The sequence below is a fragment of the Bradyrhizobium lablabi genome (genome assembly GCF_001440475.1).
GTDB classification, from domain to species: Bacteria; Pseudomonadota; Alphaproteobacteria; order Rhizobiales; family Xanthobacteraceae; genus Bradyrhizobium; species Bradyrhizobium lablabi.
Map to the genome: position 1 here is coordinate 187,991 of NZ_LLYB01000123.1, position 24,105 is coordinate 212,095.

24 protein-coding genes and 1 tRNA gene are annotated in these 24,105 nt (G+C 62.9%); 9 read left to right on the forward strand and 16 right to left on the reverse strand.

Translation table 11 applies throughout. The features are described from left to right. Window positions 1-157 precede the first annotated feature (157 nt). On the reverse strand, window positions 158-562 hold the full coding sequence (locus tag CQ14_RS34810) for a GFA family protein (RefSeq protein WP_057862267.1): 405 nt from the start codon (window positions 560-562) through the stop codon (window positions 158-160). Between the two features lie 184 nt (window positions 563-746). Here CQ14_RS34810 and CQ14_RS34815 point away from each other — a divergent pair, with 184 nt between their 5' ends. After that, window positions 747-1,253, forward strand: coding sequence for a DUF4240 domain-containing protein (locus tag CQ14_RS34815; RefSeq protein ID WP_057862268.1), 507 nt, complete (start codon window positions 747-749; stop codon window positions 1,251-1,253). A 137-nt stretch (window positions 1,254-1,390) separates the two neighbouring features. Here the strand turns inward: CQ14_RS34815 and CQ14_RS34820 are convergent, their stop codons facing one another. The 4 genes from CQ14_RS34820 to CQ14_RS34835 form a co-directional block, all read right to left on the reverse strand. Then, on the reverse strand, window positions 1,391-2,839 hold the full coding sequence (locus CQ14_RS34820) for an ammonium transporter (RefSeq protein ID WP_057862269.1): 1,449 nt from the start codon (window positions 2,837-2,839) through the stop codon (window positions 1,391-1,393). Window positions 2,840-2,876: 37 nt separating this feature from the next. After that, window positions 2,877-3,215 (reverse strand): P-II family nitrogen regulator, encoded by a 339-nt coding sequence (locus CQ14_RS34825; RefSeq protein WP_008142813.1) that lies wholly within the window; start codon window positions 3,213-3,215, stop codon window positions 2,877-2,879. Window positions 3,216-3,520: 305 nt separating this feature from the next. Continuing rightward, the gene (locus tag CQ14_RS34830) at window positions 3,521-4,828 is read right to left on the reverse strand and encodes an ammonium transporter (RefSeq protein ID WP_057862270.1); all 1,308 of its coding nucleotides are present in this window, start codon (window positions 4,826-4,828) and stop codon (window positions 3,521-3,523) included. Between the two features lie 90 nt (window positions 4,829-4,918). After that, complete coding sequence (locus CQ14_RS34835) at window positions 4,919-5,257, reverse strand: P-II family nitrogen regulator (RefSeq protein ID WP_028348351.1); 339 nt, start codon at window positions 5,255-5,257, stop codon at window positions 4,919-4,921. 248 nt (window positions 5,258-5,505) lie between these two features. On the opposite strand from CQ14_RS34835, the gene CQ14_RS34840 reads away from it, so the two are divergent. Next, window positions 5,506-6,393, forward strand: a complete 888-nt coding sequence (locus CQ14_RS34840) for a GYF domain-containing protein (RefSeq protein WP_057862271.1) — start codon at window positions 5,506-5,508, stop codon at window positions 6,391-6,393. Between the two features lie 62 nt (window positions 6,394-6,455). On the opposite strand, the gene tesB is transcribed toward CQ14_RS34840, so the two are convergent. Beyond that, complete coding sequence (gene tesB / locus CQ14_RS34845) at window positions 6,456-7,316, reverse strand: acyl-CoA thioesterase II (RefSeq protein ID WP_057834525.1); 861 nt, start codon at window positions 7,314-7,316, stop codon at window positions 6,456-6,458. 106 nt (window positions 7,317-7,422) lie between these two features. Here tesB and CQ14_RS34850 point away from each other — a divergent pair, with 106 nt between their 5' ends. Further along, window positions 7,423-8,640, forward strand: a complete 1,218-nt coding sequence (locus CQ14_RS34850; protein ID WP_057862272.1) for a ubiquinone biosynthesis hydroxylase — start codon at window positions 7,423-7,425, stop codon at window positions 8,638-8,640. Between the two features lie 121 nt (window positions 8,641-8,761). Here the strand turns inward: CQ14_RS34850 and CQ14_RS34855 are convergent, their stop codons facing one another. Together CQ14_RS34855 and CQ14_RS34860 are read right to left on the reverse strand one after the other, a co-directional pair. After that, window positions 8,762-8,959 carry a Trm112 family protein gene (locus tag CQ14_RS34855; protein WP_057862273.1) on the reverse strand — a complete coding sequence of 66 codons (198 nt, stop codon included), beginning with the start codon at window positions 8,957-8,959 and terminating at the stop codon, window positions 8,762-8,764. 48 nt (window positions 8,960-9,007) lie between these two features. Beyond that, a complete protein-coding gene (locus CQ14_RS34860; protein WP_057862274.1) occupies window positions 9,008-9,544 on the reverse strand; it encodes a TetR/AcrR family transcriptional regulator in 537 nt (178 codons plus the stop codon). Window positions 9,545-9,625: 81 nt separating this feature from the next. On the opposite strand from CQ14_RS34860, the gene CQ14_RS34865 reads away from it, so the two are divergent. After that, window positions 9,626-9,976, forward strand: coding sequence for a hypothetical protein (locus CQ14_RS34865; protein WP_057834529.1), 351 nt, complete (start codon window positions 9,626-9,628; stop codon window positions 9,974-9,976). Window positions 9,977-9,980: 4 nt separating this feature from the next. Here CQ14_RS34865 and CQ14_RS34870 read toward each other — a convergent pair whose 3' ends face one another. Together CQ14_RS34870 and trxA are read right to left on the reverse strand one after the other, a co-directional pair. Continuing rightward, window positions 9,981-10,655: an LON peptidase substrate-binding domain-containing protein gene (locus tag CQ14_RS34870; RefSeq protein ID WP_057862275.1), complete on the reverse strand. Its 675-nt coding sequence runs from the start codon at window positions 10,653-10,655 to the stop codon at window positions 9,981-9,983. A 73-nt stretch (window positions 10,656-10,728) separates the two neighbouring features. Next, the gene (trxA, locus tag CQ14_RS34875) at window positions 10,729-11,652 is read right to left on the reverse strand and encodes a thioredoxin (RefSeq protein WP_057862276.1); all 924 of its coding nucleotides are present in this window, start codon (window positions 11,650-11,652) and stop codon (window positions 10,729-10,731) included. Window positions 11,653-12,163: 511 nt separating this feature from the next. Between trxA and CQ14_RS34880 the strand changes: the two genes are divergently transcribed. The 4 genes from CQ14_RS34880 to CQ14_RS34895 all read left to right on the forward strand — a co-directional run bounded on the left by CQ14_RS34880 (window position 12,164) and on the right by CQ14_RS34895 (window position 17,046). Further along, a tRNA-Gly gene (locus CQ14_RS34880) sits at window positions 12,164-12,238 on the forward strand. A gap of 168 nt (window positions 12,239-12,406) precedes the next feature. Continuing rightward, the gene (locus CQ14_RS34885; RefSeq protein WP_057862277.1) at window positions 12,407-14,671 is read left to right on the forward strand and encodes a T6SS phospholipase effector Tle1-like catalytic domain-containing protein; all 2,265 of its coding nucleotides are present in this window, start codon (window positions 12,407-12,409) and stop codon (window positions 14,669-14,671) included. A gap of 447 nt (window positions 14,672-15,118) precedes the next feature. Next, complete coding sequence (locus CQ14_RS34890; protein WP_057862278.1) at window positions 15,119-16,378, forward strand: PQQ-dependent sugar dehydrogenase; 1,260 nt, start codon at window positions 15,119-15,121, stop codon at window positions 16,376-16,378. Window positions 16,379-16,464: 86 nt separating this feature from the next. Beyond that, complete coding sequence (locus CQ14_RS34895; protein WP_057862279.1) at window positions 16,465-17,046, forward strand: c-type cytochrome; 582 nt, start codon at window positions 16,465-16,467, stop codon at window positions 17,044-17,046. Between the two features lie 105 nt (window positions 17,047-17,151). On the opposite strand, the gene panE is transcribed toward CQ14_RS34895, so the two are convergent. From panE to CQ14_RS34915, 4 genes are all read right to left on the reverse strand, one after another. Continuing rightward, window positions 17,152-18,072 carry a 2-dehydropantoate 2-reductase gene (panE, locus tag CQ14_RS34900; RefSeq protein ID WP_057862280.1) on the reverse strand — a complete coding sequence of 307 codons (921 nt, stop codon included), beginning with the start codon at window positions 18,070-18,072 and terminating at the stop codon, window positions 17,152-17,154. Window positions 18,073-18,210: 138 nt separating this feature from the next. After that, entirely contained in the window at window positions 18,211-18,816 is a 606-nt protein-coding gene (locus tag CQ14_RS34905; RefSeq protein ID WP_057862281.1) for a 2-hydroxychromene-2-carboxylate isomerase, read from the reverse strand. Between the two features lie 105 nt (window positions 18,817-18,921). Further along, window positions 18,922-20,217 (reverse strand): MATE family efflux transporter, encoded by a 1,296-nt coding sequence (locus CQ14_RS34910; protein WP_082650159.1) that lies wholly within the window; start codon window positions 20,215-20,217, stop codon window positions 18,922-18,924. 150 nt (window positions 20,218-20,367) lie between these two features. Beyond that, a complete protein-coding gene (locus tag CQ14_RS34915) occupies window positions 20,368-20,973 on the reverse strand; it encodes a DUF2239 family protein (protein WP_057862283.1) in 606 nt (201 codons plus the stop codon). 150 nt (window positions 20,974-21,123) lie between these two features. Here CQ14_RS34915 and CQ14_RS34920 point away from each other — a divergent pair, with 150 nt between their 5' ends. Continuing rightward, window positions 21,124-21,789 (forward strand): glutathione S-transferase family protein, encoded by a 666-nt coding sequence (locus CQ14_RS34920; RefSeq protein ID WP_057862284.1) that lies wholly within the window; start codon window positions 21,124-21,126, stop codon window positions 21,787-21,789. A gap of 5 nt (window positions 21,790-21,794) precedes the next feature. Here the strand turns inward: CQ14_RS34920 and CQ14_RS34925 are convergent, their stop codons facing one another. Both CQ14_RS34925 and CQ14_RS34930 read right to left on the reverse strand, forming a co-directional pair. Beyond that, on the reverse strand, window positions 21,795-23,177 hold the full coding sequence (locus CQ14_RS34925) for a serine hydrolase domain-containing protein (RefSeq protein WP_283807309.1): 1,383 nt from the start codon (window positions 23,175-23,177) through the stop codon (window positions 21,795-21,797). Between the two features lie 23 nt (window positions 23,178-23,200). Next, window positions 23,201-24,097 carry an SDR family oxidoreductase gene (locus CQ14_RS34930; protein WP_057862285.1) on the reverse strand — a complete coding sequence of 299 codons (897 nt, stop codon included), beginning with the start codon at window positions 24,095-24,097 and terminating at the stop codon, window positions 23,201-23,203. Between the last annotated feature and the right edge of the window lie 8 nt (window positions 24,098-24,105).

A 24,105-nucleotide genomic window follows, 5' to 3' on the forward strand; every position in this document is an offset into this window, starting at 1 on the left:
CGCCAGCGATTTTACAGCCTTCTCACCAGTGGACGGCATTTTCGCTTGGGATCGTCCGGGATGGCCGAATGATGGTTCCAGGCGAGGCCGTGGCCTGGGCAACTGGATCCGGCGCGGCGCAAGGGCACCGCGCCAATTTCCGGACGTGACGGCTTCGCTACCGCTGCGGCAACCGTTCAAAACTCGGCATGCCCTCGGGCACATGGTGGAAGGCCTGCTTGTCGCAGGTGTAGATCGCCAATTGCGGATTGAAGAGCGCGGGATCGTCGAAGGTTCCGACCTTCAGGACCACGGCGGGCAGGCCGGGGACCTTGGTCACCATGTGGGTCCCGCATTCCGGGCAGAATTCGCGCGTTACCGCGCGCTCAAGGTCGCTGCGGGTGAACTGCTTCGGCTGGCTTGCGGTGTATTTGAAGCCGTTGACCGGCATCGCCACGAACATGTTCGGTCCGCCGCCCGAGATATATTGGCACTCGCGGCAGTGACACTGCGCCTTCATCATCGGCTCGCCCTCGGCCTCATAGCGCACCTTGCCGCAATAGCATCCGCCTTCGAGTTTCATGACGTCCTCCCGGTTGTGTTGCCCCATTCCGCCGCCGCGGCCACGCTTTGGCAATCTTTTTTTGACCGGTCGCCCGTTTTGACATCGATCCGACGTTTCCTGGGTTAGGGTGCTGGTTCTACCGAAGGGTGAGACGAAGAAAGATCCAATCAAAGGGCGAGGCATGCCGCGGGGAGAACATGTGATGGACGAAACCGGTTTCTGGAAAATCGTTCAGGATGCGAACGACGCTGCAGGCGGCGACATGGCTCGCAAATGCAACGTGCTGAAGCAAAAAATCGCGGCGCTGCCTGCGGCTGATGCGATTGAATTTGCGCAACTGTTCGACGCCATGATGGGCAAGGCCTATAGCCACACGCTGTGGGGCGCGGCTTACGTCATCAACGGCGGATGCAGCGACGATACTTTCGACGATTTTTGTGCCTCGTTGATTTCCCGGGGCCGTCAGGCATTCGAGCGTGCCTTGTCAGACCCCGATTCGCTCGCCGACGAACCTGACGACGAGGAGGATTGGTTCTACGAAGGTTATCAATACGCCGTAACCGACGGCGTCGTCGCGGCCGCCGGCGATCGGCCGCAACGGAGAATGCCGGATCAACCCGAGGGGACCGAGCAGGACGAGGACGAGCTGGACGTCCTGTTTCCGAAACTCAGCGCGAAATATGGATGGCTCTCGGGTAAACCGGCGTGATGGCGTTTTGCCTCTCTGGCAAAAAGAAAGGGGCCCCAGCTTGCGCTGGAGCCCCTCAACGGTCAGGGCATTGCCGGGTATGTGCCCGAACCGGAGTTGTGGATGCGACCCCTTAAAGGATCGCATCCCGGGAGAACTTACATGTTGTAGGCGCGTTCGGTGTGCTCGGTGACGTCGAGGCCCTCACGCTCGGTCTCGACGTTGACGCGCAGACCGACGATTACGTCGACCACCTTGTAGATGATCGCCGAACCGATGCCCGACCACACCAGCGTGGTGCAGACGCCCCAGACCTGCGAGGTCATCTGGGCAACGAAGTCGTAGTCGGCGACCTTCGGCGGAATGGCGGTGTAGTCGATGACGCCGGCACCACCGAGGGCCGGATTCACCAGGATGCCGGTGCCAATCGCGCCGACGATGCCGCCGATGCAGTGGACGCCGAACACGTCGAGCGAGTCGTCATAGCCGAGCGAGTTCTTCACCACGGTGCAGAAGAACAGGCAGACGACGCCGACCACGAGACCGAGCACGATCGCGCCCATCGGACCGGAGTAGCCGGCTGCCGGCGTGACCGCCACGAGGCCGGCCACCGCGCCCGACAATGCGCCGAGCACGGAAGGATGGCCCTTGACGATCCACTCCGCGAACATCCAGGCCATCGCCGCCGCTGCGGTTGCAACGAAGGAGTTGGTCATGGCGAGCGCGGCGCCGCCGGAGGCTTCGAGGTTCGATCCGGCGTTGAAGCCGAACCAGCCGACCCAGAGCAGCGAAGCGCCGATCATGGTCATGGTCAGCGAGTGCGGGGCCATCAGCTCCTTGCCGTAGCCGACGCGCTTGCCGATCAGGAGCGCACCGACGAGACCGGCGATACCGGCGTTGATGTGCACCACGGTGCCGCCGGCGAAGTCGATCGCGCCCTTCTTGAAGATCCAGCCGGCATCGGCGTTGATCTCGTCGAGTTTGGCCTGCGCCGCGGTCTTGGCCGCACCGTCAGCCGCCGCGGCAAGCGCCTTGGCCGCATCCTGGATCGCGTCCGGGCCGGGCCAGTACCAGACCATGTGCGCGATCGGGAAATAGATCAGCGTGACCCAGAGCGGGATGAACAGCGCGATCGCCGCGAATTTCATGCGCTCGGCGAAGGCGCCGACGATGAGGGCCGGGGTGATTGCCGCGAAGGTCATCTGGAAGCAGATGTAGACCAGCTCGGAAATGTTGGCGTCGACGCTGAAGGTCGCCACCTTCGAATCGGTGGTCACGCCCATCAGGAAGGCCTTCGAGAAGCCGCCGATGAAGTCGGAGCCGCCGGTGAAGGCGAGGCTGTAGCCGTAGAGCGCCCAGAGCACGACGACGATGCAGACGGTGTAGAAGACCTGCATCAGCACCGAGAGCATGTTCTTGGAGCGGACGAGACCGCCATAGAACAGCGCCAGGCCCGGGATGGTCATCAACAGCACCAGCACTGTCGATGTCAGCATCCAGGCATTGTCGCCCTTGTTGACGGTTGGCTCGGCGTAAGCCGCGGTCGCGGCGAACATGCCGACTGCGAGGGCCGCCAGTCCCGCGCTATAGGGACGTTTAAACGTCATTGATTTTACTCCTGAATGGTAAGGTTTGAGCGCGAAATCAGAGGGCCGCGGCATCCGCCTCACCGGTGCGGATGCGAACCGCATGGTCGAGGTTGATGACGAAGATCTTGCCGTCGCCGATCTGTCCGGTTTTGGCGGCTGACGTGATGGCGTCGATGGTCTTGTCGACCTGATCCGAGGCCACTGCGACCTCGATCTTGATCTTGGGCAGGAAGCTCACGGCGTATTCAGCGCCGCGATAGATTTCGGTGTGGCCCTTCTGCCGGCCGTAGCCTTTGACTTCCGTCACCGTGAGGCCATGAACGCCGATGGCGGTCAGGGCGTCGCGGACTTCTTCCAGTTTGAATGGCTTGATGATCGCCATAACAATTTTCATGGGTATTGGTCCCCGCTTGGGCCCGGCTCGGTGGGACCGGGCGTTCTAGACTGAGATCACCACGCGGAGATGTTCACTACGCGGGCACAGCCGGGACCCTTAGAATCAAATGCCGTGCCAGATCGGGACCGCTCCCTAACAGATTATGAATCCGGCCCTTTTCGCATTGTGCGGGGATTGCACCTTCCTGCGCCATTCCGTCGCGCCCAAAGTGTAATCAGACATGCTCAAAACGTGAGCATGTCTGATGGCCGACACAATCCTGCTTAGCGGCAGGGCAAGAAAACGGTAACGGGATGGGCAGTCTATTGCAGCGCTTCGCCGTGCTGCGAGATGTCGAGCCCTTCCAGCTCCTGCTGCAGCGACACCCGCAGCGGTGCGAACACGCCCACCAGCTTTAGCAGCACGAAAGTGATGCCGCCGGACCACACCAGGGTGGCGACGATCCCGTAGAGCTGGGTCACGACCTGTTGCGGATTGCCCTCGATCAGGCCCGCGGTGCCACCGATCGCGTTTACGGCAAAGACGCCGGCGAGCAGCGTGCCGGTCAATCCGCCAATGCCGTGGACGCCGAACACGTCGAGCGAGTCGTCATATTTGAGGCGCTGCTTGAGCCAGGTGCAGGCCCAGAAGCAGAGCGTTCCCGCGACAACACCGATCACGACGCCATGCCACGGCGCCACGAAGCCGGAGGCCGGCGTGATGGTGCCAAGCCCCGCCACCGCGCCCGAGATCATGCCGAGCACCGACGGCTTGCGCCGCGTCGCCCATTCGATCGCGGCCCAGGTCAGCGCGCCGGCGCAGGCGGCCAGATGCGTCGCGGTGATCGCCATGACCGCGCGCGAATTCGCCGCCAGCGCCGATCCGCCATTGAAGCCGAACCAGCCGACCCACAACAAGCCGGTGCCGATCACGGCAAGCGACAGGTCGAACGGCGCAAGGTTCTCGCTGCCATAGCCGTGACGCCGGCCCATCACGGTCGCCGCAACCAGTCCGCCGATGCCGGCGGAAAGGTGCACGACGAGACCGCCGGCGAAATCGATAACGCCCGCGGTTGCCAGGAAGCCACCGCCCCATACCCAGTGCGCGAGCGGCACATAGACGAACATGAACCAGCCGACGGAGAACAGCAGATAGGCCGAAAACCGCATCCGGTCCGCCACCGCGCCCGCCACCAGCGCCACCGTGATGATCGCAAACGTCATCTGGTACAGCATGAAAAGCGCTTCCGGGATCGTCTTGGCCGCGGGGTTGACGCTCTCCATCGTCATTCCGATGAGGAACCAGCGGTCGAGGGTGCCGATCCAGGCGCCATCGCCGACGAAGGCCAGCGAATAGCCGAACGCCACCCAGAGTATCGAGATGAGCGCAACGGCAGCGAGGCTCTGCGCCATCGTCGCCAGTACGTTCTTCTTGCGCACCATGCCGGAATAGAACAGCGCCAGACCCGGTATCGTCATCATCAGTACAAGGGCGGTGGCGACGATCACCCACGCGGTGTCGGCGGCATTGATGGTGGAGGTCTCGGCGAAGGCCGGCGTGGCGAGCGTGAAACTCGCTGCAAGCGTGATGAGCGCAGCATGACCTGCTGCACGATACGATGGTGCCCCCATGGAATCCCCCGGCGTGTTGTCGTGTCGTTGTCGTTTCTTGGCTTCGCGCGTCCGGCGTTGGTGCCGCCGCGCCTTGAATTCAGCGATGTCTCAGAGCGCGTCGCTATCGGTCTCGCCGGTGCGGATTCTCAGGGCATGGTCGATCGGCGTGACGAAGATCTTGCCGTCGCCGATCTGCCCGGTGCGCGCGTTGGCGGTAATGACCTCGACCGCCTTGTCGGCAACGTCGGAGGCGACCGCGATTTCGATTCTAAGCTTGGGCAGGAAGTTCACGACGTATTCGGCGCCGCGATAGATTTCGGTGTGGCCCTTCTGGCGGCCGTAACCCTTGACCTCGGTCACCGTCATGCCGTGGACGCCGATGGCCGTCAGCGCCTGGCGCACCTCGTCAAGCTTGAAAGGTTTGATGATCGCGACGACAAGTTTCATGATCAGGCCTTCATTTCCCTGGACAATTTTTGAGCACGCGGCTGGCTGTCCGCCAGCATCTCACCGCCAATACAAATCTGGCATCTTTCTAGGCAAATGGCACAAAAAAGTTGCAGGTAGAAGGGGAAAACATTTCAAGCTGGTGACGTCAATCACTGTACAGGCGGCAGGATCGTCCGCCAAAATGCTCTCTCCCTCAGCCGCCCGCCGGCTATCTCCATTATTTTTCCACGGCTCAAGGAAATAAAATGTCGAACCGATCGTGGTTTTATGCCGCCAATGGCCAGCAACAGGGCCCTTATCCAGAGGCCCAGCTTCGTGATCTCATTACCCGGGGGGCGGTTGGAGCGGATACGCTGGTCTGGACCGAGGGGATGTCGGGCTGGCAGCGGGCCGGAGAAATCCCGGGGCTGATGCCCGGCGGATCGGGCCCGCCCGCTTACGCGCAGGCCGGTGGCCCACCTCCGGTTACAGCCGGAGGCTACGCCGGCGGTGCGCTCTCGATCGACGTCAGCATTTGGGAACTGCTCTGGCGCAGCATCGTGTTCATCATCGGCATGGTGCTGGTGATTCCGGCGCCTTGGGTTGCGACCTGGTTCTATCGCTGGATCTTTTCCCGGCTTTACGTGCCGGGCCGGCCGAACCTCGCCTTCACCGGTCAGCCCCTCGACATCTGGTACGTCTTCATTGCGATCGGCGTTCTGACTTATGTGGGCTCGGCCGACCTCTACTACCTGCAATACCTCTCGATTCCGATTCAGGCCGTGCTGGCCTGGATGGTAATCCGCTGGATCGTTGCGAATCTGAGCTCCAACGGCCAGCAGCTTCCGATCGCCTTCAACGGCAGCGCGCTGGGCTATGTCGGCTGGCAAGTGCTGCTGTATGTGTCGTTCATTACCATCGTCGGCTGGGCTTGGGTGATCACGGCCTGGATGCGCTGGGTCTGCCGCAACATCGATGGCACGCGTCGCGAGGTCATCTTCACCGCGTCCGGACTGGAAGTGCTGTGGCGAACCATCGTGTTTGTGATCGCCTGCTTCTTCATCATTCCGATTCCGTGGATGCTGGGCTGGTACGCGCGCTGGTATGCGTCGCAATTCGCGCTCGCCGAACGCGGCACGATGGCGAACGCCTGAGGAGGAGCGCGGCCTGGACAACAGCGCACTCCTTCTCCTCGTAGGGCAGGAGGAGCCAGCGCTCACTTGCGCTGGCGCACCGAGCCTTCCTGGGCGACCGACGCCACCAGCGTGCCGTCGGGCTTGAAGATCAGGCCGCGGGTCAAACCGCGGCCGTCCTGCGCGCTCGGCGAGTCCTGCGCGTAGAGCAGCCATTCGTCGGCGCGGAATGGCCGATGAAACCACATCGCGTGGTCGAGGCTCGCCGGCATCATCCGCTTGTCGAACAGCGTGCGGCCATAGCGCGCCATCACCGCATCCAGCAGCGAGAAATCCGACGCATAGGCCAGCGCGCACAAATGCAGCGCCGGATCGTCGGGCAATTTGGCCGCGGTGCGAATCCAGACATGGATGCGGCCGTCGTCGATCTTCTGGCCGAAATAGCGGCCGAGCTCGACCGGACGCAGCTCGATCGGCCGGTCAGATTCGTAATAGCGGCGAATGAATTCCGGCATCTCGCGGAACATCGGCTGCTTTGCCACTTCCTCCGCGGTGAGCTTTTCCGGCGGCGGCACGTCGGGCATCTTGTCCTGATGGTTGAAGGCGCCTTCTTCCTCGGCGTGAAACGACACCATGATGGAGAAGATCGCGTTGCCGTGCTGGATCGCGGTGACGCGGCGGGTCGAGTAGCTCTTGCCGTCGCGCAAGCGCTCGACCTGATAGATGATCGGAATCTGCGGATCGCCCGGCAGGATGAAATAGCAATGGATCGAGTGCGGCAGGCGGCCCTCGACCGTGCGGCACGCCGCCACCATGGCCTGCCCGATCACCTGTCCGCCGAACACCCGCTGCCAGCTCGTCTTCGGGCTGTTGCCGCGGAACAGATTCACCTCCAGCGGCTCCAGATCGAGAATGGAAATCAGGTCAATCAGGCCTTTGGACATGGTCGTGCTTTCGGTTGGGTGACATAACCCTTGTTTCGGGCCCTGTTTCGCCCAGCTAATATGAGGTAGCAAGCGTAGTCTGACGCAGGAACCGGGTAAGGATCGCATGGCGACACAGCGAAGCATTGTCATTTGCGGCGGCGCCTTTGCCGGACTGGCGCTGGCGCTGGCGTTTCGCCAGGGCCTTGGCGCCGACATTCCCGTTGTCGTGGCCGATCCGGCCCTTGCCGCGCGGCCAAGCCGGGACCCGCGGGCGACCGCGATCGTGGCCGCCTGCCGGCGATTGTTCGAGACGCTGGGCGTCTGGGAGAAGGTTTCGGATTCGCAAGCCATCCTCGACATGGTCGTCACCGATTCCAGGCTGGAGGACGCCACCCGTCCGGTATTCCTGACCTTTGCAGGCGAAGTAGAGCCCGGCGAACCTTTTGCGCACATGGTTGAAAACCGGCGCCTGATCGACGCGCTGGTCGAGCGCGCCGAGGCTGAAGGCATCGATCTCCGCGCCACGGCGGTTTCGACCTATGATTCGCGCGCCGATGGCGTCACCGTGACGCTCGCCGACGGCGGCGTCATCGAAGCAAGCCTGCTGGTTGCCGCCGACGGCGCGCGCTCAAAGCTGCGCGAGCGCGCCGGCATCGCCACCCATGGCTGGGACTATGATCAGTCCGGCATCGTCGTCACCGTCGGCCACGAGCGCGATCATCACGGGCGCGCCGAGGAGCATTTTCTTCCCGCAGGGCCATTCGCGATCCTGCCGCTGACCGGAAAACGCTCGTCGCTGGTGTGGACCGAGACGCGCGTCGAGGCCGCGCGCATCACCGCACTTGGCGAGGCGGAATTCCACGGGGAGCTCGAGAAGCGCTTCGGACTGCACCTCGGCGAGATCAAGGCGCTCGACAAGCCGCGCGCCTTTCCGCTCGGCTATTTCGTCGCGCGCTCGTTCATCGCCGAGCGGCTGGCGCTGGTCGGCGACGCCGCGCATGTGATTCATCCGATCGCAGGTCAGGGCCTCAACATGGGCCTGAAGGACGTCGCGGCGCTGGCTGAAGTCGTGGTCGATGCAGCCCGGCTCGGCATCGATCCCGGGCAGGCCGACGTGCTCGACCGCTACCAGCGCTGGCGGCGCTTCGACACCATGGCGATGGGCGTTGCCACCAACTCGCTGAACTTTCTGTTCTCCAACGAATCGACGCTGCTGCGCACCGTGCGCGACATCGGCCTCGGCCTGGTCGATCGCGCGCCGCCGCTGAAGAACCTGTTCATCCGCCAGGCGGCGGGATTGTCGGGCGAAGTGCCGCGGTTGCTGAAGGGCGAGGCGTTGTAAGGCGCTATCTATCGGCGTCATTGCGAGGAGCAAAGCGACGAAGCAATCCATCTTTCCCCGAGTGGAGAGGTGGATTGCTTCGCTTCGCTCGCAATGACGCGGAGGGGGCCGGTGTGGCCTCTCACTCGATCTTCCGCGCCTCTTCCGGCAGCATGATCGGAATGCCGTCGCGAATGGGGTAGGCGAGTTTCGCCGAACGCGAGATCAGCTCCTGTCGGCTTGAATCGAATTCGAGCGGACCCTTGGTCACCGGACAGACCAGGATCTCCAGCAATTTCGGATCGACGGTGCTGTCGAGGCGTTCGGACGGGGCGTTCATGTATCGTCTCCGGATTGCGTGGTCCTTAGCATACAAGATCGCGCGATGTCATGACGCCGACATCCGCACCAGTTCGTCGACCACGGCCTGTTGTCGCGCCTTCGGCAACGGTTGATCCGATAGCGCAAAGCCGAGAAACGCCCAATAGAGAATTTGGGCGCGGGTACGGGCAATTTCCGCCGGCAATCCGGACTGCGCCAGAAGGCCCTCCACATAATTCAGCCGGCGCCGGTCGATGGCCTGCACCGCGGTGCGGGCGGCGGGATCGACGCTGGCCCAGGTGCGGACCGCCCGTTCCAGCATCAGCCGCTCGCCGAACACGCGGCGCAGCAGCAGCGCCAGCGGGTTCTCGTCCCTGGAGGCCGCCTCGACATTGGCGATGATCTGCTCGGCGGCGACTTCGTGCCAGCGCGACAGGATCGCAGCATGAAACGCGGCGATATCGGCAAAGTGCCAGTAGAAACTGCCGCGCGACACGCGCAGCGCCTTCGCCAGCGGTTCCGCCTTCAGCGCGGTGAAGCCGCGGCTCGCCAGCGCTTTCAGGCCCTGGTCGACCCAGTCCATTGCCGAGAGTTGATCGCTCATGTTCCCGCCACCATACACTACTGTATTGACAGGCGCCAGAATGCGGCGCATAACCATACAGTAGTGTATGGAGACGTTCCGATGCGCGATCTCATTCTGCAGTGTGCCGGTGTCGCCGGCATAATAGTGGCCCTGATCCACGGGGTGCTGGGAGAAACCAAGGTGTTCGCCAAGGCGACGATCCAGCCGGAGAGCCTGCGAACACTGATCCGGCTGGTCTGGCAGGCCGGTACCGTGGCGTGGATCGGCGGCGGCGTGTTGCTGATCGCCGCGCCGTCGATGGGGTCGGAGAGCGCGCGGCACTGGATCGTGGTGACGATCGTCGCGGTCTATGCTTTCGCCGCCGCGGCCAATGCCTGGTGGTCGCGCGGCCGCGGCTTCGGCTGGAAAGCGCTCGGCGCCGTCGTCGTGCTGGCGGTCGCGGGGTACTGAAGCGCTACTGCAGCCCGGTGTCGCCGCTGGTGCGCTTCTTGGCGAGGTCCATTTCGGTTACCGCGATCAGGATTTCGGCGCGGGTTTTAAGGTCAGGCGCTTCCAGCATCGCCTGCTTCTCCGCCGGGCCGTAAGGCGACATCATCGCCAGCGCGTTGACCAGCGCCTCGTTCGGTGCGCTCTCGATACCCTCCCAATCCACCTTCAGGTTGTTGGCGTTGAGAAAATCGGTCAGCACGTCGAGCAAGGCCGTTCGGTCCACGGCCTCCTCGCCCTTGCGCGCGACGAAATCGTCGACATAGGGGAAGAAATCCACCTTGCACTGCCGGTAGGTGGTAAGGGCCCTGATTTCCTCCACGACCTTGAAGCGGGCGACGCCGGTCAATTCGAGGATGTAGCGCCCGTCGCCGGATTCGGCGAGCTGGGTGATACGGCCGACGCAGCCGACCCGGAACAGCTCCGGCCTTGCCTCGTCTCTGCTGTGGGAAATATCCGGCTGGATCATCCCGATCAGCCGGTGGCCGTCGCGCAGCGCGTCGTCCACCATGGCCAGATAGCGCGGCTCGAAAATATTGAGCGGCATCTGGCCACGCGGCAGCAGCAACGCGCCCGGCAACGGAAACACCGGAATGATCTCGGGAAGCTCGCCGGGTCCGCGGTATTCGGCATTGATCGGCATCGGCGGTTCCGGTCAGTTTCGTGGTTTGGTGCGTATGCTCTTCACAAACCAGTTCCCACGCTTATGGATGCGCTTACGAGAAAAGAATCGTCGATAGCCGCTTTCGTCCCTCGACGGTCGCCTCGTCGGTACCGCCCCACGCCTCGAAGAACTGCACGAGCTGCTTGCGCGCGCCGTCATCGTTCCATTTCCGGTCGCGCTTGACTATCTCCAGCAACTGGTTGGTCGCCTCGCTGCGCTTGCCGAGCGCATTGAGCGCGGTGGCGAGATCAAACCGCGCCTGGTGGTCGAGCGGGTTTGCAGCGACCTTCTGCTCCAGTTCAGTCACCGGGCCGACCGACTGCGCCTGCTCGGCGAGGTCGATCGAGGCCTGCACCGCCTTGACTGCGGCGTCATTGCGCTTCGATTCCGGAACCATCGCCAGGGTCTGCTTGGCCTGTTCGATCGCGCCCGTCGTCACGTAGCACTTCGCCAATCCCGCCAGCGCCGCGATATTGGTGGCGTCAAAGCCCAGCACCTCGGCATAGATCTGGGCTGCGGCGGCTGCATCGCCCTCCGCCAGCACGGCCTCGGCCTCTTGCAGGATTTCCGCAATGTTCGGCTCGCCCGGCGCAGTCATGCCCTTGGTCAGCTTGTCGATGAAGGCGTTGACCTGGCTCTCCGGCACCGCGCCCATGAACCCGTCCGCGGGCTGGCCGTTGACGAACGCGATCACAGCCGGAATCGACTGAATGCCCATCTGGCCGGGAATGGCCGGATGGTGGTCGATGTTCATCTTGACCAGCTTGACCTTGCCCTTGGCGGCGCGGACTGCCTTTTCGAGAACAGGCGTAAGCTGGCGACAGGGACCGCACCATTCCGCCCAGAAGTCGATCAGCACTGGCTGGCGCTTCGATTCCTCGATGACGTCCTTCACGAAGGCCTGGGTGGTCGTCTCCTTGATCAGATCGGGTGCTGCCTGCGGTGCCGGGCCGCCGCCCTGCTCAACTATCGTCACGGTATCCTCGCCTGATGTGCTTTGCGCTGGTCGGAAACGGGGCCCGTTCTAGCACGTCCCGGAACCAAGTTCTCATCCGCTAGATGGCGGCTTGGCTACAAAATTCAATTGGTCGCAGGGGCACTCCGCCACCGCCGGCCCGAGCGGAGATCGGGGACAAAAAAGCCTCTGCGCCCCGTTATGTGGTTACCGGGCGGCGCTGGAGGCTTGCGCCGGTGGTAACCGGTAATTGTCGATTGCCGTTCGGGACGCGGGCCGCACCTGTCGGAACCCTCGTGTTTGTGCTTGCGTCAGAATCGCCCACAGGCCGATAGCGACCCGGTCCGGGGTCCGAATCGCGCCCTCTGACCCCGGTCAAGCCGATCAGGCGTGGTTTCGAGCTGATTCGAGCCGGTTTGTTGATGAAATCGGCCAATCAGGTGTCATTAGATTGCGTTCGGACTGTTGCATTCCCAGCCCGCATTTGGCATAGGTCTGCCGCTGACGGCGAGCGATCGCCGCCATCTCGGATGCGGGTGTAGCTCAGTGGTAGAGCACGACCTTGCCAAGGTCGGGGTCGAGGGTTCGAGCCCCTTCGCCCGCTCCAGATTTTCTCAGATCGGCAACGCCATGATCCAACGACAGGCCGCCCTTTGGCGGCCTTGTTGTTTTTTGATTACCCGGTGTGATCCAGCTCTCTCTTCGTTCAATGAGAGCGTGCAATGCTCTTGGACCAGAGATTGTGGAGTCGCATTGTACTCGGCGGGGCAATTTCATGGGCCGAAACATTGTTTTGCTGTCCGACGGCACCGGCAATTCAGCGGCCAAGGTCTGGCGCACCAATGTCTGGCGCACTTTTGAGGCACTGGATCTTTCTGGAAACGATCAGGTCGCCTTCTATGATGACGGCGTCGGCACGTCGACGTTCAAGCCTTTGGCGGTCCTTGGGGGCGCGTTCGGCTTCGGACTGAAGCGGAACGTCATCGACATCTATAAATTTGCATGTCGCAACTACAAGGATGAAGACGACGATCTCTACGGCTTCGGCTTCAGCCGCGGCGCGTTTACGATCCGTGTCGTCATCGGTCTGATTCTCAACCAGGGGCTTGTGTCCGCCGATAGCGAAAGCGAACTCCACAAGAAGGCCATAGCAGCGTACCGGCAGTACCGCAGCGAGCGCTACCACACTTCGTGGCCCTGGCATCCCGAGGACGCGTACCGGGCCATTCGCAACTTCCTCTTCCCGATCAAGTACGACAAGCGCGACAATCGCAAGGTCAAGTGCATCCGCTTCGTGGGTGTGTGGGATACCGTGGCCGCCTATGGCCTGCCGATGGATGAGATGACGCGCGGCGTCAGCCGGTGGATCGTTCCACTCGAGCTTCCCAATCACACGCTGGATCGCAAGCGCGTCCAGCGTGCGTGTCAGGCGCTTTCGCTCGATGAAGAGCGAACCACCTTTCATCCCGAACTCTGGGATGAAAAAGTCGTTCCGCCGTCGGAGTTCGATCCAAACCAGAAGCGCAACATCGCCGACGAACAGATCAGCCAGGTCTGGTTCGCAGGCGTGCATTCCAATGTAGGCGGCGGCTATCCCGACGATGCGCTGGCCTACATTCCGTTGGTCTGGATGCTCAACGAGGCGCGGCGCTGCGGTCTGAAATTCAAATCGGAAACCGGCGATCCGCCTGCCTATCCGGATGCGTTCAAGAATGCCATGTCGAGAGCGGACAAGGATGGCCGAATCTACGATCCGCGGGCGGGCCTCGGCGCCTATTATCGTTACGGCCCGCGCAAGCTCGTTCAACTCTGCAACTACCGATACTCGAAAAAGGAAGACGACGAAGTCACGATCGACCGTCCGAAAATCCACGAATCCGTGTTCAGGCGGATCAGGAACCATGCGCACGCCTATGCGCCCATCGGCCTGCCCCCGGTCTATGACGTCGTGAAGGCCGATGGCGAGATCGTCACACCAGATCAATTCGGCTGCGAGACCATCGATGCGGCCAAAACGCGCGCGGATGCTCAGGAACATGTCTGGAACGAAATCTGGAAACGGCGCGTCGTCTATTTCGCGGCCGTCGGCGCGACCGCCTGGCTGCTGGCTTTTCCGCTGATCAGCGGCGCCACGCGCTCCGACGAGTTCACGAGCCGGATCCGATGGGTCTCGGACATCATCCGCTTCGTTGGAGCGTTTCTGCCGGGTTTCGCGTCCACGTGGATCGACGGCTATGCCCGCGCGCCGTTTTCTTTCCTGCTGCTTGCCGGACTGGTCGTGTTCTTCAATCTTTGGGGAGTGCGAATCGCGTCTCGCATCGACGACCGCATGGGGGCGATCTGGCGAAAAACGCCTTCTGCACCGACGGGCTTGCCCGATGATTTCATCTATCGGCTTCGCAGCAATAGATTCTACATCGCGCTGCATGAGGGCCTGAAGCGCAAATGGGCACCTGCGCTCTTTGCCCTGTTGTTCGCCTATATCGGTCTGGCCCTCGTTAACCGGCTGCTCTACAACGTCCAGGACGTTGCCGGTCTTACCTGCACGCCGAGCGCGGAGACGAAGGGTCTCGCCAGGGGCGAGGCGGTCGCGGAGCCGATCGTGTTCAAGACATCGGACCTGTGTAAGCCGACGGGTATTCACCTCGACGGCGGCGGAGCCAGATATCTGGTGAAGGTCGAGCCGGTGCCATCGGAGCCCTGGCATGATGCCAGCATCAGCGTCCCGTTCGGCGGCTTTTCACCCACTGAGCAGCCGACCTGGAAACAGCGAATCCTGCTTGGACTCGGAGTGCCGTTGCGCCGCGAATTGACCCAGGACTGGTTTCGGATCGTTCTACGCTATGGCGACATCGGCGGCGAGGAGGCCTTTCTCGATCCCGATCCCTCTGATTCCGTGATCGAAGCCACCATCAGGCCAACCCGCGAAGGCGAGCTGTTCATCTTCGTCAACGACTCCGTGCTCGGTGTTCCGGGCCTCTATGATCTCTTTTATCGAAATAACAAAGGCGCGGCGAAACTGACGGTGAAGCGGAGATAACGCGATCGCGTTGTGTCAGCCCGGCTTCAACTTCGCCGCCGTTGCACAGGATCGTGCCAGGCCCAACAATTCGTGGCCTGCGCAAAGCGGTTCTGGCATCGAGGCAGAACGGATCGAATCTGTCCCACCGAGCATGAGGACACGCACACTCGACTTCCTCTGTGGAAGCTCGCCCATCTGAGCCACTCAAATGCGCATCGCAGGCGTTGGCCTCGCGAGAATATTGCGGTGCAACGGGCGAACCGGCAAATGCGGATCGACTGCGAGTTATCAATCCGTCTCACAATCTGCTTTCGTCCGACGGAGCCGGGCTACCTGCGCTTCTCACCGAGAGGGGATGTGCTACCATTTCCCGGTCTGTTTCACTTCATCAGACCAAGTTCGTCTCTCGAACGTTCCCAAATAAATAACATACGCAGCCGCCAGGCTGCATAGGGGAGTGACGCGATGAAATCGGCTTTCAATCGATCTATTCTTGCGCTCGCAGCCTTCCTCGTTGTCGCGGGGGCCAGTCAGGCCGACGCGCAGCAGAAGGCCCTGAAGAAGTACGAATCCGGCACCAAGGATTTCTGGACCAACCCGCCGCCGGACTGGTTCCTTGGTGACGAGACCGAAGCCCAGAAAGGTCAGGCGCCGCCTTCAGGCCCACCGACCGGTGCCTCGGACGCCGAACTGGCGGCAATGATGAAGAAGATCAAGCTGCCGGACGGCTTCAGTATCGAAGTCTACGCCTCCAACGTGCTGGAGGCGCGGCAGATGGCCTGGGGCGACAAGGGCACGCTGTTTGTCGGCTCTTTCAGCCTCGGCAACGTCTACGCGATCAAGGACAATGGCGGAAAGAGGGAGGTCAAGACCGTCCTCAAGGGCCTCAACATGCCCACCGGTCTGGCCTTCCAGGACGGCGCGCTCTACGTCGTCGCGATCAACAGGCTGATCAAGTACGAAAACGCCGAAGCCAATCTCGACAATCTCGGCGCCGGCAAGGTGGTGTATGACGACATGCCGACCTACGTCGCGCATGGCTGGAAATATATCGCCGTCGACAAGGATGGCTGGTTCTATCTGCCGTTCGGACCGCCCTTCAACATCGGCATTCCGCCGACCAGCGTCTCGCAGGTCCGCCGCGTCGATCCCAAGACCGGCAATGCCGAGATCTGGGCGCTCGGCGTCCGCAACAGCGTCGGCGGCGACGTCGATCCGCGCTCGGGGCGATACTGGTTCACAGAAAATGCGCGCGACTGGATCAGCGACGACATGCCGAGCGACAAGCTCAACATGATCTCGAAGATCGGCGAGCATTTCGGCTATCCGTATTGTCATCAGGGAGACATGCCGGATCCGAAATTCGCGATGGGGCACAAGTGTGATGAATTCACGCCGCCTGTCGTCAAGCTCGGCGCCCACGTTGCACCGCTCGGCATGAAGTTCTATACCGGCGATCAGTTCCCGCCCGAGTACAAGAACAACATCCTGATCGCCGAGCACGGCTCCTGGAACCGGTACAAGTACCAGGGCGCCCGCATCAAGCGCGTGATCGTCGATGCCGACGGCAAGAACGCCAAGTCGGAGATATTCGCTTCCGGCTGGCTCGATGGTGACACCAACTATCTCGGTCGCCCGAACGATATCATCCTCGCCAAGGACGGTTCGATACTGGTGGCCGACGACTGGGCCGGCGCCATCTATCGCATCAGCTACAAGAAGTAGGACGTGAAAAATCGGAGGCTGCGGTTACTCGGGAACGAGGGGCCGCAGCCTTTGTTGTTTGAAGCGCATTGCGGAGAGTAGTTGAAATGCGAAAGGCATTCGTCGGAGCGCTGGTGTTTTTGATGTCTTGCGGTTCGTTCGCCCGCGCCGCCGATATCACCGCCGGCAAGGAAAAGGCCGAGCTGTGCGTCGGCTGCCACGGCGAGAACGGCATTTCGCAGATGGAAAACATGCCCTCGCTGGCGGCACAGCCGGATCTGTTCATCCAGTGGCAGCTCGTGTTTTTTCGTGCCGGCACCCGCAAGAACGAGCAGATGCAGCCGATCGTCGAACAGCTCAACAATGAGGATATCCGCAACCTCGGCGCCTATTTTGCCTCACTGCCACCACCGAAGGAACCGAAGCCGGATGACGACCCCGATCTATCGAAGAAGGGTGCACAGGCGGCCGCCGGCCGACGCTGCGCCTCATGCCACTTGGATACCTATGCCGGCACCAAGGCCGTCGCCCGCGTTGCCGGCCAGCGCGAGGACTATCTCGTGAAGGCGCTGCGCGACTACAAGACGGGCGTACGGGCCGGCGGCGCGATGGCGGCGATGGCCGATGTCGCCTTTCCGCTGAGCGAAGAGGAGATCGAGGCGCTGGCACATTATCTCGCGCACCTTTGAGGGTGGCGTAGCCCAGGTGAAGCGAAGCGCAACCCGGGATGAACCCGACCAATGCGAATGAATGTCCCCGGATTGCGCTGCGCTTCATCCGGGCTACGGGACCAATTAGCCCCGCTGCTTCTCGTACGCCTTGAGATGGGTGTAGGCGATCCGCAGCTTTGGCACCGGGATCTTGGCGGCGTCGGCGCGCGCGACGAGATCGCCGATCACGTGATCGGCCTCAACCGGCAGGCCCGCTTTGATGTCGCGGAACATCGAGGCCGTCATCGGCGAGCCCTCGGTCGTCAACAGACCGGCCGTGCGCTGGAAGAACGGGCCGGCCGGGTCAAAGCCCGAGGCCTTTGCAATCGCGGCGCATTCATCGAGCATGCCGAGCAGAAAATCCTTGCCGCCGGGAACTGCCAGGATGTTGCCGACCGAGGTGCGCATCAGGCAGGTGGAGGCCGCGAGCGAAGCCAGGAAAACCCACTTCTCCCACATGTCCTGCATGATGTGTTCGCTGGCGACCGCGCCGACCTTGCCGCTGTCGAACACTTTCGCAATCGCGCGCACCCGCTCCGACATCGCGCCGTCGCGTTCGCCGAAATTGAGCGATTGCATCGGCGCAAGCTGCACCACTTCGCGGGCTTCGTTGAGCGTCGCCGCGATGGCGCAAAGGCCACCCAGCACGCGGTCGGCGCCGAATTTCTTGTCCAGCACGTTGAGGTGTAGCAGGCCGTTGAGCAGCGGGATGATCGCGGTGTTCGGCCCGACCGCCGGAGCAAAGGACTTGATGGCGTCTTCGAGGTCGAACGCCTTGCAGCTCAACAGCACCACGTCAAACGGCTCGGCGAGCTTGTCGGCCTGCACCGTCGGCGGGTTCTTGAGCGTGACATCGCCAGCCGGACTTTTGATGACAAGTCCTGCGCTGGCGAGCTCCGAAGCGCGCTTCGGCCGGACCAGGAAGGTCACGTCGTTTCCGGCCTGAAGCAGCCTGCCGCCGAAATAGCCACCGATGGCGCCGGCGCCGACCACGAGAATGCGCATGGATCAACTTCCTTTTGTTATTGGTCTTGGAATGGCCAAATGGCGGGCAGCGAATGGCGAATAGGGAGCCCACGCATCTTCCCGCCACTCGCCATTCGCTTCTTTACCACTTCCCGCCGAACAGTCGAATCGGAGCGGCTATTTCCCCGAGACCATCTCCTCGACTTCGCGAAGCTGCTCCTTGCCGAAAAACATTTCCTTGCCGACGAAGAAGGTCGGCGAGCCGAACGCGCCGCGCTCGACCGCATTTTGCGTATTCTCGATCAGCTTGGCTTTTACATCCGCGTCCTGCGAGCGCGCCAGCAACTTGGCGGCATCGAGGCCGGAGGAGGCCAGCGCCTTGGCTGCTACTTCGGGATCATCCATTTTCTTCGGCTCGACCCACATGTGATGGAAGGCGGCCTCGACGTATTTTTCGAATACGCCCTCGAACTGGGCTGCGATCGCCGCGCGCATCAGATGCAGCGTATTGACAGGGAAGAACGGGTTCCAGACGTAGGGCTTGACCCCGAACCGCTTCAGAAAGCGTTCGGTCTCCAGCGCGTGGAATTCGCGCTTGTTCTTGATGCCGGCGAAGGCCTCGGCGGGCGACCTGTTGTTGGTGGCCTTGAAGATGCCGCCGAGCAGGATCGGCAGATATTCGAACTTCACGCCGGTGCGTTGTTCGATCGCCGGGATCGCCTCGTGGCTGAGGAAGGCGTTGGGGCTGCCGAAGTCGAACAGGAATTGCGGGTTTGAGCTCACGGCAGTCTCCCTGATTGTTTTCACGCATTGTGGCGCATGGCGATCGGCGCGTCCACAGTATTATGACGAGCGTAATATTGTAAGAACGCGCGAGCTGTTCCGTCGCTAAACCAGCCGTTGAAGCGGATGGCGACGCCAGACCAGCGCGTAATAGCCGAACTGCAGGGCGAACATGGCGCAGAACACGATAGGGTAGGCGGCCCAGACCCCTTCCAGCCCAATGGTCCGGCTCAGGATCACGGCGGCGGGGATTTCAATCGCGGCGATGGCGAAGATCGACAGCAGCATCGGAGCCAGGGCAACGCCGCCCGCGCGCATCGCGCCGGAAAATACGGTCGCCATGCCGAACGGCACCGAACTCCACAAGGCGATGGCGAGCAGATCCCTTGCGAGATCAAGCACGGCGGCGTCGGTAATGAAGATGCCCAGCACGGCGCGGGGAAACAGACTGATGAGCGCTACCAGACCGCCGGTCATGATCAGATTGAAGAGCAGACCGGTCCGGACGATGACGTCCAGCCGGTCGCTCTGGCCGGCGCCGATCGCCTGCGCACCGAGGATCGACACCGTGATCGAAATAGAGATCGCGGTGAACTGCGCATAGCCCATAATCTGGTTGACGGCGCCATACGCGGCGGTCGCATCGGAGCCGAAGCCGTTGACGAGGCCGAGCAGCACGAGTTCAGCGATTGCCATCACCACCATCCCGACCGCACTCGGGACTCCGATGCCCAGGATCTTGCCGAGCAGGACGCCGTCCAGTCGCAGCCTGCGCAGGAATTCGGCGTCCGGCGCCAGCGGGCTCTTCCTGCGCCGCAGATACAAGCCGAGCACGAGCAGCGTCAGCGCATTGGAAACAGCCGACGCCCACGCCGGGGCCGTCACGCCGGCGGTGGGCAATCCGAACCAGCCGCGCATCAGCAGCGGCGTCAGGATCAGGCCGATCGCGGTTGACAACGCCAGCGACAGCAGCGGCGTCAGCGTATCGCCAATCCCGCGCAGCATTGCTGTCATCAGCAGGAAGGCGAAGCCAAGCGGCATCGTCAGCAGTACGACGCGTGCGTAGGCGCTGGCCTGATCGAGGATGTCGGGCGGCGTCGCGAGTGCGATCATCAATTGCCGGCTGAACAGCCCGCCGAGCACCGCAATGGCGACGGCGAGCAGCAGCCCGACCGCCAGCGTCGCGCCGGCAACCGCCTTCACCCTGTCCCGTTCGCCGGCGCCCCAGGCCTGTCCGATCAGGACGGTGGCGCCGGTGCTGAGGCCCATGACGAAGGCGAACAGGAAAAACATCACAGGGAAAAACACCGACACCGCGGCCAGCGCGTCGACCCCGATCATCTGGCCGAGCAGCGCGTTGCTCACGGTGCCGAACAGCGATTGCAGCGCGTTGCTCAGCATCAAAGGTGCGAGGAAGACGAGGAACGTCCTCCAGAGAGACGGCGTTTTCGACACGGCGGTTTTCCTGCTGAAGACGTGACAGATCGTTGCCGCGCACCGGAGCGGTGGCGGATGAGAGGAGTTGGAAATTCGGCTAGCGAGCGATCGCGCCTATGGCTCGGCGCGATCGCTGAAGGCGAGCTTGACGACGTGGTCGCGGATATCGTCGGGCCAGCCGGCAACGAGACCGACGAATCGCCGCCGGTCATCGGCGAACAGCGCCCGCGAGGCTTCCTCGAAGCCCGCGAGGCTGCCGGCCATCACGGACATGAAGCGATAGGCGGCATCCCTGGCGGCGCGCGCGCGATCGAGGTCGCCATTGGCGCGGCGCGCTTCTTCCACGAGCTTGCGCAGCGCGACCGACGCCCCGCCCGGCTGCGCGCCCAGCCACTCCCAATGGCGCGGCAGCAGCGTCACCTCGCGCGCGACGACGCCGAGCTTGGGCCGTCCGCGCCCGCGCGGTGCCTCCGCCGACTCATCACTCGCGGTTTCCGGATCGGGAGCCGGTTGCGGCAGACGCGCGATGACGTCGCGTTCGGTGCCACGCAGGTCGAGATCGATCGGCTGGCCAGTGGCGTCGCTGAATATGATGATTGGCGGCGCGACGGGCTTTCGGGCGGCCTGCATCACTGCCAGGGCGACCTCGGCCAGCGGACCCGCTGCCAGGCGCTGCGGGCCGATGAAGGCGGTGAATTGGGGGCGGGTCTTGTCGGCCATTGGAAATACGTCCGGATTTTCGCTAGCCTATATTTACCCGGATAAATTACGATGTCAATATCACCCGGGTAAATATATTGCTCCGCCGGCCGTCTCGACTTTCCGTTCCCCGGCTGGCACCAACGCGACGCCAACTTCAGGGGAGCGCCAATGCTGACGGTTCATCATCTCAACAACTCACGCTCCCAACGCGTGCTCTGGCTGCTCGAAGAGCTCGGCGTCGCTTACGAGATCGTGCGCTACCAGCGCCAGCCGGACATGCGCGCCCCGAAGGAGCTGCGCGCCATTCATCCGCTCGGCAAATCGCCCGTCATCACCGACAACGGCAATACCATCGCCGAGTCCGGCGCGATCTGCGAATACATCATCGGCACCTATGGCAATGGCCGCCTGATCCCGCCACCGAACACGCCGGAGCGGCTGCGCTACACCTATTGGCTGCACTACGCGGAGGGATCCGCGATGTCGCCGCTGCTGTTGAAGCTGCTGTTCACCTTGATGCCGAAGCGCGCGCCGGCCTTGCTGCGACCGCTGGTGCGCAAGGTCTCCAACACGGCGCTGACCACGCTGGTCAACCCGCAACTCAAGCAGCACATGGACTACTGGGAGAGCGAGCTCGGAAAAACCGAATGGTTCGCCGGCAATGAATTTTCGGGCGCCGATATCCAGATGAGCTTTCCGCTCGAAGCCGCCGCGGCGCGCGGCGGCCTGGAGCAGGGCCATCCCAAGGCGATGGCGTTCCTCGAACGCATTCACGCCCGCCCGGCCTATGCGCGCGCGCTGGAAAAGGGCGGGCCGTATGTGATCGGGCGATAACCGTCTCACGGCTGCACCGCCGCAATCACTTCCTTCACCAGCCGCGCCGCGCCTCTGATATCGCCGGTCGGATCGACGCTGTCGCCGAGACGTACCACGACGAGGCGCTGAGACGGGATGATAAAGATGCGCTGGCCGAGGTCGCCGGAGGCAAAGAAGGCATCGCGGGGTACGCCGAGCCGCACCCGGCCTTTGGCGTTGGAGTGCTCGCTGCGGTTGGTCCAGAAGCCGGCGGCGTAATCGGTATCAAGCGTCGCCGCCGCGCAGAAATCGACCCAGTCCGGATGCAGAATGCGCTTGTCCCCAACAACGCCATCATTGAGATAGAGCAGGCCGAACTTCGCCCAGTCGCGCGCGCTGGCCAGCATGTAGGTCGAGCCCTGCAGCGTGCCTGATCCGTCGAACTCCAGCGTGACGCTGCGCATGCCGAGCGGATTGAACAGTTCGCGCCAGGCAAATGCGAGCGTCTGTTCCGGTCCGCCGACCGCGTCGCGCACGATGCGCGCCAGGATCTGCGTGGTCGGGCTCGAATACGCCCATCGCATGCCGGGTGGCGCGATCATTTTTGCGCTTACCGCGTAAGCGGCGCTGTCATCCTGCAGGAAGATCCGGCTGGACGGATCGAAGCCGGAATTGGTTTCGTCGAGATCGAGACCGCTGGTCATGCGCATGAGATGCTCGACCTCGATCTCGCGCCTGGGATCGCCGGCGCCGCGCCATTCCGGTATCGGCGCGGGCATCGAGGGTGTGACCAGGCCCTGCTGCGTCAAAATGCCGATCAGTGCGTTGACCACCGACTTGGTCATGGAGAAGCCGAGCAGCGGCGTCTCGACGCCGATGCCGGGAGCGTAGCGTTCGGCGATCACCTTGCCGTCGTGTACCACGACCACCGCCTTGGTCCTGCGGAACGGCGGCGCGGCCGGCTCCTCGAAGGCATGATCGAGTGCCGCCTTCAGCGCCGGGTCCGACGGCTCGACGACGGCGGCGCCGGCGATCTCGGGAAGCGCCGGCGGCGTCTTCGCCTTCAGCGCCTCGACGTCGCTCTTCAGCAGATAGGGTTCTTTTGCTCCATGCTGATCGACGCAGCCGAACCCGTCGTGAAAGGCCGCGCGGCTGCGGAACAGCCCGAGTGTCGAGGCATCGACGGTGCGCGCGCTTCGATCGAGGGTGAACTGAAGCACATGGCGCAGCCGCCGAATCCCGGCGCGGTCGGAAACCTCCGTGAATACCGCCTGCGGATCGAGTCCCGAGACGAAGGTCTTCGAGCAGATGTTATGGGCGACATAGCCGGTCGCGACGCGGATGGCGCGGTCGGGCCGCAAGTGGACGCTTGCGCCTGCCAGCGCAGCGATGAGGATGGCGAAGGCGATGGCAATCCACTTTTGCAAAGCAAGCGTGCTCCCGCAGTCTCTTAACGCGACGTCTGCGCCGCGCCCACCGATGGCAACGCCTGCACGGTGACGCCGGGCGGCGGCGCGTCGTCGTCGGGGACGAAGAAGTCCGACATCAACGGCACGGAGCGGTCGACGCGATAGGGTTCGAAATCCCTGACGCCGGCGGCATAGAGCACCTTGTCGTCGATGCAGAACTGCCCGGTGAATTCCCGCGACGGTTTTGTCAGGATGGCGTGCGCGGCGTCGCCCATGATCTCCGGCGTCCGGCTCGCGCGCATCATTGCCTCGCCGCCGAGCAGGTTGCCGACGGCGGCGGTGGCGATGGTAGTGCGCGGCCACAGCGCATTGACCGCAACGCCTGACGATTTCAGTTCGCCTGACAATCCCAGCACGCACATGCTCATCCCGAACTTCGCCATGGTGTAGGCGGTCGAGTGCTCGAACCATTTGGTCTTCATGTCGAGCGGCGGCGACAGCATCAGGATGTGCGGGTTGGCGGCCTTCTTCAGATGCGGGATGCAGTATTTCGACACCATGAAGGTGCCGCGGGTGTTGATGCCCATCATCAGGTCGAACCGCTTCATGTCGGTCCCTTGCGAGTTGGTCAGGCTGATGGCGCTGGCGTTGTTGACGCAGATATCGATGCCGCCGAATTCGGCGACGGTCTGCTCGATCGCCGCGATCACCTGCGCCTCGTCGCGGATGTCGCACAGGACCGGTAGCGACTTGCCGCCGGCGGCGCGAATTTCATCCGCCGCGGTATAGATGGTGCCCTTGAGTTTCGGATGCGGCTCCGCCGTCTTCGCCGCAATCGCGACATTGGCGCCGTCACGCGCGGCGCGGAGCGCAATCGCCAGACCAATGCCGCGGCTGGCGCCCGAGATGAACAGCGTCTTGCCTTTGAGAGATGTCATCTGAAACT